Source organism: Streptomyces sp. NPDC107517 (assembly GCF_055582645.1).
Genome location: NZ_JBVJPM010000030.1, coordinates 34,967 through 45,012, shown reverse-complemented (window position 1 = coordinate 45,012; position 10,046 = coordinate 34,967). Strand labels below are relative to the sequence as shown.

Here is a 10,046-nt window from a genome sequence, read left to right as displayed (position 1 = left end):
AACCAGAACAACCAGGCCACGGGTGCCACGGGTGGCGTGAACCAGAACAACCAGGCCACGGGTGCCACGGGTGGCGTGAACCAGAACAACCAGGCCACGGGTGCCACGGGTGGCGTGAACCAGAACAACCAGGCCACGGGTGCCACGGGTGGCGTGAACCAGAACAACCAGGCCACGGGTGCCACGGGTGGCGTGAACCAGAACAACCAGGCGACCGGTGCCACGGGTGGCGTCAACCAGAACAACCAGGCCACCGGTGCCACAGGTGGCGTCAACCAGAACAATCAGGCCGCCGGACTCGGTGGCGTGAACCAGAACAACCAGGCCACCGGCTTCCGTGGCGGCATCAACCAGAACAACCAGGCCACCGGTATCCGTCGTGGCGTGAACCAGAACAACCAGGCCACCGGTATCCGTCGTGGCGTGAACCAGAACAACCAGGTCGCCCGACTCCGAGGCGTCAACCAGAACAACCAGGTCGCCCGATTCCGTGGCATCAACCAGAACAACCAGGCCACCGGCTTCCGTGGCGGCATCAACCAGAACAACCAGGCCACCGGCAACCTGGGTGGCGTGAACCAGAACAACCAGGCCGCCGGACTCGGTGGCGTGAACCAGAACAACCAGGCCGCCGGACTCGGTGGCGTGAACCAGAACAACCAGGCCACCGGCAACCTGGGTGGCGTCAACCAGAACAACCAGGCGACTGGTGCTACGGGTGGCGTGAACCAGAACAACCAGGCGACTGGTGCTACGGGTGGCGTGAACCAGAACAATCAGGCGACTGGTGCTACGGGTGGCGTGAACCAGAACAACCAGGCCGCCGGACTCGGTGGCGTGAACCAGAACAACCAGGCCACCGGCAATCTGGGTGGCGTGAACCAGAACAACCAGGCGACCGGTGCCCAGGGTGGCGTGAACCAGAACAACCAGGCGACCGGTGCCCAAGGTGGCGTGAACCAGAACAACCAGGCGACCGGTGCCCAAGGTGGCGTGAACCAGAACAACCAGGCGACCGGCAACCTGGGTGGCACGAACCAGAACAACCAGGCCGCCGGCTTCTAGTGGTCTGTCGTCTCTGCGCCGACCCGCTTCGGCAATGCGAAACCCGCCACCCAGGAGAGTGGCGGGTTCGCAACCCAGGAGAGTGGCGGGTTCGCGGTGGTCCTCGAGGCCTACTGTCCCCCTCCAGGGGGCGATTGCCGCAGTCCGGCCACGAGCTGGCGCAGCCGCTGTGTGGGGCTGAGCCCCAACTCGTTGCGGAGGCGCCACGAGTAGCGTTCGAAGTGGTCCAGCGCTTCAGCCAGGTTGCCTTCCGCCAGGTGTGCGCGGATCAACGAGACCTGGCTGCTCTCCCGCAGAGGATCTGCCTGCACAGCCGTGTGAGCGGCTGTCACCGCTCCGGCGAACTGCTCGGCGTCGATGAATTCTCCCGCCAGTTCCTCAAGGGCGTGGAGTCGAAGCTGGCGCCACTTCTCCGCCTCCAGCAAGACCCATTCGTCGTACCACCCGGGCAGCAGATCGGCGGACAGTTGGTCGACGGTCGCCGCATTGAGGCCGAGGTCCTCGGCCGGAACGGAGGGGTCGAGTATGCGTTGGGCGAGTGACCGGGCGTGGTGCAGGTCGACGGTGGTCTCCTGCGCGAGGCGCACCTCGGCGGGAGAGATGTCCAGCGCTTTCCGGCCCAGGCCGTGCAGACGTGTCAGCGCCGCACGGAGGTTCGTGTGCGCCTTCTGCTCGGATGCTTCGGGCCAAAGGCTTCCGGCGATCAAGGACCGGGGGACCGAGACGCGGTAAGGGTAATTGAGCGCGATGAAGGCCAAGAGTCGTTTCGAGCCTACGGGCACTGCCACCGAGACATCGTTGACCACGAGGTCGAAACCGCCGAGGAGCGCTATGTGCACGGACGGCTGGTTGTTCACGGACATGGAAAAGGCAGCGACATTGTCTGGGGTCATTGCTGTGTGATCGCTCGGGATCCATCGCCCCGGGCGCCCGCAGACTGGCGGCGCCGCCATTCCCAAGGATCCGCGATCTTCACACCTCCCAACAAATCCATGCTGCTCCGCCCGCCGAGGATTGTCGAATCGTCCAAAGTGGCCTATGGAGAGCCCTCTGGCTGTGGGGCACCGCTGCCCCCTTGCCGGGCACCGCACGCATGTCGGGACGGAGTCTGACGAGATGGAACCGGTGAAGGCTGCGCAACACGACCGGGCCGTCACTGAATGACTTTTGCTGCCGCGAGCCGGTGATCCGCAGAGCGAAGCGGCCCTTGTCGAGAAGTGACGGGGTATTGCGTGGCACCGTTCGCGGTGCCGTGCGTGAGCTGGAGACTGCCGGCCACGTCGAGGCGCGACACGGGGTTGGCCGGTTCGTCAGCTTTCCTTCCTCAACTCCCCAATGCTTAGGAGGCATTGGACAATGCAGCCGGCCCAGTGGGCACATGGCCTTCCCGAGTCGCTGTTGGCTGACAGGCTGCCGCGGCGATGGGCCCACTCTCAGCGGGTCACTCCCAGGTACTGAATCTGGCGCCGAAGTTGGGCGAGGACGCCGAGCTGTCGGCGGCGGCCGCGGCCATTGCACCGACAGTAACCAGAACAACCAGTCGTCCGGCAATGCGGGCGTTAATCAGAACAACCAGTCGTCCGGCAACCCTCGCGTGCAGCTTCCCCCGGGCACGCCCTACGTCATAGAGCCTGGCTACTACGACACTCGCGGCCAGCTTCCGCCGGGCACGCCCTACGTCATAGAGCCTGGCTACTACGACACCCGCAGCCAGCTTCCGCCGGGCTACGAACTGCCTGATTGTGGGCGTAGCTACTGCCCTGACGGCATGCCGCATGGCAACACGAACGCCCCCCCTGGGCACGCCCATATGACCCCGGCCCTCAGGTCTTGGGCGTACTCGCGTGATGTCCGGTTCGTGATCATGTGAGGCCGAGTAGGGCGAGCGGGCGTTTCACGTCACGGGAGTTGGCCCGGAGCGCGGCGGCGATGCTCTGGATGCCGGCGAGGTGCAGGGCACCGATGGCCTGGTTGCGCCAGGTCGCCGTGGTGCGGAGCGCATTGCGGGCCCGAGGTCGCGAGGCGTCCTCGGCCAAGGTGGTGTCCCGCACGTGGTGCAGGGCCTCGATCTGCCAGTGCGGGCGGATCGTGTTGGCGAGCTGTGCGGGAGTCTGCCGAGACGGTGCGGCGCAAACGGCGCACACTCGGACGGTTGCGTCACCGTGCTCATCGACTGCGAGACCGGCCTGTCCCTCGACCAGCAACCCGGCCGCGACGCAGCGACCCTGGCCGCCTGGCTGCGGAAACATCCCGTCTCCGAGATCATCTGCCGTGACCGCGCTGGTTCCTATGCGGACGGTGCCCACACCGGCGCCCCGCCCGAACACAGTCCGGGTCGCCGAACGGTTCCACCTCTGGCAGAACCTGGGAACTGCCGTCGAGCGGAGCGCGAGTCGCCACAACAACTGAGTGAAGGCAGTCGTCGTCAGGAATGACGGGCTGGCGAGCGATGTCGTCGCCCACTGTCACCCCAAAGCATGGAAAGAAATTGGCGCGCACTCGTTGTATCGGTAAAGGGGTCAATTGAATGTTTCGACTTCCCTTTCGCGCTCAAGAATACGACCGACCTGTACAGTGCCGACTTCAACTTTGAAGACATCGAAGGAATTCAATGCGGATCAGTTGTCGGGGAGGTCGGGCTCGTCACTCATTCGAGAGCGAGTCGGAACAGTCAGGGATCAGGGCAGGTCGGAACGGCCGGAGATTATGGCCCGAAGTCCGTAAATAGTTGAATGAAGTTAGGGTAATGTGTGCCGCTATTACTCGCAACTCTAGATGCGTCAGTGGAATAGGAATAGTAGAGTTGGCGTGCTGTTGTCTGGACGAACGCGTCCCCATTCGCCGGGGTGAAGTACAGACAAAGGAGATTTCCATGCGAGGGAAAACAGTACTGAGCGCTGCCGCGATGACTGCGGTAGTCGGAGGAATGGCTGTCGGCATAGTGGAGCCGGCCTCCGCAGCCCCGAATCAGTCATGTCAGGTCGCCGGAGGGAACCTGACAGGCGAGGGTTTCGCTCCCAACGGAACATTCACCGTTTCGCCTGGAGGGACGAGTGTGTCCTCCTCTTCTGACGGCCGTATCGGACCGACGGCTGTCACAGGCGCAGGGCCTTTCTCCGTTGGCTCCGCGTCCTGCTCGGGAGGAGGGGATTCCACAGGAAATGCGGCTGGGGCGGCCGCTGTCGCAGCAGCCGGAACGAGCGCAGCGCAAGCGGCCATACGTGGAGGCGCCTCCGCGGCGGAGGCGAGGGCTCAGGGCACAGCGGCTGCACAAGCCAAGGCGCAGAGCCTCGGCCTGCCGGCAACGGTGGTCAACCAGACAATCAACCAAATCAACCAAATAATTGGTTCGACAATCAACGGGCCAGTCTGTCAGGGCAATCAGCTGGGTAACACAAACACATCGACGTGCGGGACTCCGACGGGCGGGACTCCGACGGGCGGGACCCCGACGGGCGGGACTCCGACGGGCGGGACCCCGACGGGCGGGACCCCGACGGGCGGGACCCCGACGGGCGGGACTCCCACGGGCGGGACTCCCACGGGCGGGACTCCCACGGGCGGGACCCCGACGGGCGGAACTCCCACAGGCGGGACTCCCACGGGCGGGACCCCGACGGGCGGGACTCCCACAGGCGGGACTCCCACGGGCGGGACTCCCACGGGCGGGACCCCGACGGGCGGGACTCCCACGGGCGGGACTCCCACGGGCGGGACCCCGACGGGCGGGACCCCGACGGGCGGGACTCCCACGGGCGGGACCCCGACGGGCGGAACTCCCACAGGCGAAACCACCGCAGTCACTATGTGAGACAGGAACGACTCGGGGGGCTGCCGCCCGGGCCTGCGCCGGATCGCGCAGGCCCGGGCAGGCGTCTCTCAACCAGCGCGCTCAGCCCGACAGGGAGCAGCGATGATTGCGCAGCCGTCCATTTGCCTCTGCATGATCGTAAAGAACGAGTCCGCCGCCATCGAACGTTGCCTCGCGTCGGTCCGTGACCTCATCGCCACTTGGGTGATTTCCGACACCGGGTCCACGGACGGCACACAGAAGATCATCCGCAATGCACTCAGGGACATCCCCGGCGAGCTCCACGAGGAGCCGTGGGTCGATTTCGGCCACAACCGCAGCCTGAACATCAGTCACGCGCGCGGGAAGGCCGATTACTTGCTCCTGCTCGATGCCGACCATGAGATCCGGCAGGACGATGCGCTGCCGCCGCTGACGGCCGACGCCCACATGTTGCGGCACGAGGGCGCTTTCGAGTACTGGATCAGGCGGTTGGTCAGGGGGGACATCGCCTGGCGCTACGAGGGTGTCACCCACGAATACCTCACCGCCGACGAGCCGGCCGATCAGTCGAAACTCGACGCTCTGGTCATCGTGGACCATGCCGACGGAGGATCGCGTCACGACAAGTCCGAGCGTGACGCACGTCTGCTGAGCGCCGAACTCAAGCGAGACCCGGACAATCCCCGCACTGTCTTCTACCTGGCTCAGACCATGCGAGACATGGGCAGGATGGAAGAGGCCATCGCCCTGTTCGAGGGTCGCGCCACCATGGGTGGCTGGCCGGAAGAGGTCTACTTCTCGCAGTTCCAGGCCGGTGTCCTCAAGGCCGAGACGGGCGACTGGCCAGGCGCCATGGATGCGCTTGTGCACGCCTGGGAGACAAGGCCCCAGCGGCTGGAAGCCTGTTACCAACTGTGCTCACGGCTGCGTTCCATGGGCCACTACCGGGCCGCACATGCCTTCGCCTCCGCCGGACTCAACCGGCCTGTTCCGGACGACCTGCTGTTCGTCAGCCCCTGGGTGTACCGGTGGGGGATGTTGTTCGAGTTCTCGATCACTGCGTACTGCGTCGGGGACTGGGAGGGTTCCTATCAAGCATGCGACCGGCTCCTTGCCATGCCTGATCTGCCGGAGGCCATTCGCGAGCAGACGCTTGCCAACCGGGAGTTCCCCGCCCAGCACCGCTCCAAGGTGTGGACGTCCTTCTGGTCGACGGCACGCACCTGCGGGAGCCTGGGCGGGCGTGAAGTTCCGCCCTGACGGAGGTATGTCGTGCGCGCCGCGGGGCTCGACCTGACGGTCCGGGATGTGCCGCTGGATCACCCTTGTTGCCGCGCCAACTACCGTGGCAGCAAGACGACTTGCTCGGCTGACCGACGGCTTGACCTCCCGGCTGCGGCTGCAGGTACGGCTGGGAGGCGAGCCGGCTGGAGAGCTCCTGCAAGCGTCTGCACGCTGTGGTCCGAGGAGGTCGCCGGGCGAGCGCTTCGTAGGTGCGGTTCCAGTCACGCTGACGCGGGCTGTATCGACGGTGGCGAGGAGGAGAACAACGCGAAGATCGAGAAGGTGATGAGGTGGAGCGAGCCGGACCTGCAGTGAAAGCCCGCCGGCGCTGAAATCTCACTCGCCACTCACTCGCGATCAGTGGCAGGCCACGACGAAGGCCCGGACTCAGTGGGACTGAGTCCGGGCCTTCGTACTTGGCACTCGTGCAGGTCAGCGGCTTGATCACCCTGGTTACTGCGAAGTGCCCCCGGCAGGATTCGAACCTGCGCACACGGCTCCGGAGGCCGTTGCTCTATCCCCTGAGCTACGGGGGCGTGTTCGCCGCGGCTGGCGTGGCGACGGGTAGAACCCTACCAGCTCCGTCGGGGTCCCCATGAACAGTTATTTCGCTGTTGAGATGGCGTCCCGGGAGGGCTGTGTACGGCGCCGCGGGAGGGTGGTAGTCCCCTGTACGGGGCGGAAGTGGGGAAAACCCGGACGCGGTGGCGCTTGCGGACCTACTCTCGAGTTGTGCCAGGCGCGTCCGGCCGAGTGCTTGTTGTGGACGACAACAAGGTGATTCGGCAGCTGATCAGGGTCAATCTCGAGCTGGAGGGCTTCGAGGTCGTGACCGCGGCCGATGGTGCCGAATGTCTGGATGTGGTGCATCAGGTTCGGCCTGATGTGATCACTCTGGACGTCGTGATGCCCCGGCTCGACGGGTTGCGGACCGCCGCGCGACTTCGCTCGGACGCCCATACGCGCGCCGTCCCCATCGTGATCGTCAGCGCCTGTACCCACCACGAGGTCGAGACCGGACTCGACGTCGGGGTCGACGCGTTCCTCGCCAAGCCCTTCGAGCCCAGTGAACTCGTCCGGGTCGTACGGCAGTTGAGCGAGCGCGGGTGCGAGGGCGGTTGTGGTGCCGAAGAGGCCGAGCGCGCCGGGCGTACCGGAGGGTGAGCGGTTCGGGGGAGTGGACGGGGGAGCCCGGCGTGTCCGCATGTCGGACCATCCCGTAACCGGGTCGCATACCCACCCCCCTCCTCCCATACGCTTGTCCCGTGACTCCCGTCGAGCTCTCCCGTACCGTCCAGCGCGCCGTGCGCCGCGCGGTCGACGACGGTGAGCTGAGCGTGGCCGTGCCGGCACGTGTCGTGGTCGAGCGGCCGCGGCCCGGTGGGTGCGGGGATTACTCCACGAACGTCGCGCTGCAGCTCGCCGGGCCCGCCGGACGTCCGCCGCGGCACGTCGCCGAGCTCCTTTCGCGGCGTCTCGCCGACAGCCCCGGCATCGCCGGCGTCGAGGTCACCGGCCCCGGATTCCTCAATCTCACTCTCGCCGACGACGACCCCGGTGCCCTCGTCCGCCAGATCCTCGCCCGGGGTGACGGATATGGGCGCGGTGATGTTCTCGCAGGTCAGCGGATTGAAGTTCGTGTTCCTCGCGAGGTCAGGGCCGAGGTCGTCGCCGATTCGCTCCGGCGGATTCTCGCCACGCAGGGCGCCGAGGCTCATGTCGTCCCCGGTGAGACGCCCGAGCCCGAGGAAGGGCAGGCGCACGTCGTGAAGGTGCGGCCCGTGCCCGCTCCCTCCGACCCCGCCGTCCTCGGCCGTGACGCGTCCCGCTGGGCCCTGCTCCTGCCCGCCGCGCACGACCGGCCCCGTATCGGCGACGAGCATCTCGCCCAGCGCGAGAGCAACCCCCTCTTCCGCGTCCGGTACGCCTACGCCCGCACCCGCGCCCTCACCCGCAACGCCGCCGCCCTCGGCTTCACCGCCGAACCCGGCGACGTACGCGGCAAGGCCTCTGCCCCAAATGTTCCGGGCGCCCCCGGTCACGCAAGCGACAAGGCGTCCGGCCCCGACACCCCGGGCGTCCCCGGCCACGTACGCGACAAGGTGTCCGCCCCCGCCACACCGGGCGTCCCCGGCGAAGCCGTCGCCCTCCACGCCGCCCTGTCCGCCCACCCCCGGACCCTCACCCTCGCGGCCACCCACCACGCCCCCGACCGGCTCGCCCGGCACCTCGTCGTGGTGGCCGACGCGTTTCTCGGGTTTCAGCACACCGTGCTTCCACAGGGGGAGGAGAAACCCTCGGCCGCCCACCGTGCCCGGCTCGCGCTTGCCGAAGCCGCCGGGGCGGTGCTCGCCGGCGGCCTGTCCCTGCTCGGTATCGACGCACCCGAACACCTCTGAGAGAGCGCAGAAGACAGTCATGAGCCGTTCCGCACACCCCGCCGGGCCCCGCCACGCAGATGTCCTGACCGAGGGGCACTACGCCGCTCCGCCCGCCGATCTCAACGTCCTCGACCCGAAGGTGTGGTCGCGGACCGTCACCCGTGAGGGCGACGGCGCGGTCCGCGTCGGCGGTATCGAAGTGGCCCGGCTCGCCGAGGAGTTCGGCACCCCCGCCTACTTCCTCGACGAGGACGACTTCCGGGCCCGCTGCCGCGCCTGGCGCGACGCGTTCGGCCCCGACGCCGACGTCTTCTACGCCGGCAAGGCATTCCTCTCCCGCGCCGTGGTGCGCTGGCTGGACGAGGAAGGGCTCAACCTGGACGTCTGTTCCGGTGGCGAGCTCGCCACCGCTCTGTCCGCCGGGATGCCCCCGGCGCGTATCGCCTTCCACGGCAACAACAAGTCCGAGGAAGAGATCGAGCGGGCCGTCGAGGTCGGGGTCGGGCGGATCGTGCTCGACTCGTTCCAGGAGATCGTGCGGGTGTCGCACATCGCCGAGCGGCTCGGCAAGCGCCAGCCCGTGCAGATCCGCGTGACGGTCGGTGTCGAGGCCCACACGCACGAGTTCATCGCCACCGCGCACGAGGACCAGAAGTTCGGGATCGCGCTCGCCGGTGGGCAGGCCGCCGAGGCCGTACGACGCGCGCTCAAGCTCGACGGCCTCGAGCTCATCGGCGTCCACAGCCACATCGGCTCGCAGATCTTCGACATGGCGGGCTTCGAGGTCGCCGCGCGGCGCGTCGTGTCGCTGCTGGCCGAGGTGCGTGACGAGCACGGTGTCGAGCTGCCCGAGATCGACCTCGGCGGCGGTCTCGGCATCGCGTACACCTCCGATGACGACCCGCGCGAGCCGCACGAGATCGCCAAGGCGCTCGGCGAGATCGTGACGCGCGAGTGCGAGGCGGCCGGTCTGCGCACGCCGCGCATCTCCGTCGAGCCGGGCCGCGCCATCGTCGGCCCGACCGCCTTCACGCTCTACGAGGTCGGCACCGTCAAGCCGCTGGAGGGGCTGCGGACGTACGTGTCCGTGGACGGCGGCATGTCGGACAACATCCGCACCGCCCTCTACGACGCCGAGTACACCGTCGCCCTCGTCTCGCGGAGCTCCGATGCCGAGCCGATGCTGGTCCGCGTGGTGGGCAAGCACTGTGAGAGTGGCGACATCGTGGTCAAGGACGCCTTCCTGCCCGCCGACCTCGCGCCCGGTGACCTGCTCGCGGTGCCGGCGACCGGTGCGTACTGCCGGTCCATGGCCAGTAACTACAACCACGCACTTCGCCCGCCCGTCGTCGCCGTGCGCGACGGTGAGGCGCGGGTGATCGTCCGGCGTGAGACGGAGGAAGATCTCCTGCGTCTCGACGTCGGATAAATGAAATACACGTCTCAGGATTCGGACCGGGGGCAGAAACCCCGGTCCGGTGGGTGAGACTGGTCCACTGAAGCAGTATCAAGCAGGCTGAGCT

General features: G+C 67.2%; 7 protein-coding genes and 1 tRNA gene. 5 read left to right on the top strand and 3 right to left on the bottom strand.

Annotated features, from left to right (window positions below):
- Positions 1-1,065, top strand: a 1,065-nt coding sequence (locus ACZ67T_RS39090; RefSeq protein ID WP_469990830.1) for a beta strand repeat-containing protein, incomplete at its 5' end; no start/stop codon positions are given.
- 110 nt (positions 1,066-1,175) lie between these two features.
- Here ACZ67T_RS39090 and ACZ67T_RS39085 read toward each other — a convergent pair.
- Both ACZ67T_RS39085 and ACZ67T_RS39080 read right to left on the bottom strand, forming a co-directional pair.
- Complete coding sequence (locus ACZ67T_RS39085; RefSeq protein ID WP_469990881.1) at positions 1,176-1,928, bottom strand: AfsR/SARP family transcriptional regulator; 753 nt, start codon at positions 1,926-1,928, stop codon at positions 1,176-1,178.
- Positions 1,929-2,927: 999 nt separating this feature from the next.
- The gene (locus ACZ67T_RS39080; protein ID WP_469990828.1) at positions 2,928-3,314 is read right to left on the bottom strand and encodes a hypothetical protein; all 387 of its coding nucleotides are present in this window, start codon (positions 3,312-3,314) and stop codon (positions 2,928-2,930) included.
- Positions 3,315-4,978: 1,664 nt separating this feature from the next.
- On the opposite strand from ACZ67T_RS39080, the gene ACZ67T_RS39075 reads away from it, so the two are divergent.
- Positions 4,979-6,118 (top strand): glycosyltransferase, encoded by a 1,140-nt coding sequence (locus ACZ67T_RS39075; RefSeq protein ID WP_469990826.1) that lies wholly within the window; start codon positions 4,979-4,981, stop codon positions 6,116-6,118.
- Between the two features lie 488 nt (positions 6,119-6,606).
- Here ACZ67T_RS39075 and ACZ67T_RS39070 read toward each other — a convergent pair.
- A tRNA-Arg gene (locus ACZ67T_RS39070) sits at positions 6,607-6,678 on the bottom strand.
- A 148-nt stretch (positions 6,679-6,826) separates the two neighbouring features.
- Here ACZ67T_RS39070 and ACZ67T_RS39065 point away from each other — a divergent pair.
- The 3 genes from ACZ67T_RS39065 to lysA all read left to right on the top strand — a co-directional run bounded on the left by ACZ67T_RS39065 (position 6,827) and on the right by lysA (position 9,952).
- Positions 6,827-7,306, top strand: a complete 480-nt coding sequence (locus tag ACZ67T_RS39065) for a response regulator (protein ID WP_469990824.1) — start codon at positions 6,827-6,829, stop codon at positions 7,304-7,306.
- Between the two features lie 101 nt (positions 7,307-7,407).
- Complete coding sequence (gene nrtL / locus ACZ67T_RS39060; protein WP_469990822.1) at positions 7,408-8,541, top strand: ArgS-related anticodon-binding protein NrtL; 1,134 nt, start codon at positions 7,408-7,410, stop codon at positions 8,539-8,541.
- A gap of 19 nt (positions 8,542-8,560) precedes the next feature.
- Positions 8,561-9,952, top strand: a complete 1,392-nt coding sequence (lysA, locus tag ACZ67T_RS39055; RefSeq protein WP_469990820.1) for a diaminopimelate decarboxylase — start codon at positions 8,561-8,563, stop codon at positions 9,950-9,952.
- Positions 9,953-10,046: the final 94 nt, after the last annotated feature.

Excerpts from the sequence above, each read along its gene's own strand:
- ACZ67T_RS39075 (WP_469990826.1), top strand. The coding sequence starts at position 4,979 with ATGATTGCGCAGCCGTCCATTTGCCTCTGCATGATCGTAAAGAACGAG.
- ACZ67T_RS39085 (WP_469990881.1), bottom strand. The coding sequence starts at position 1,928 with ATGTCCGTGAACAACCAGCCGTCCGTGCACATAGCGCTCCTCGGCGGT.
- ACZ67T_RS39080 (WP_469990828.1), bottom strand. The coding sequence starts at position 3,314 with ATGTTTCCGCAGCCAGGCGGCCAGGGTCGCTGCGTCGCGGCCGGGTTG.
- lysA (WP_469990820.1), top strand. The coding sequence starts at position 8,561 with ATGAGCCGTTCCGCACACCCCGCCGGGCCCCGCCACGCAGATGTCCTG.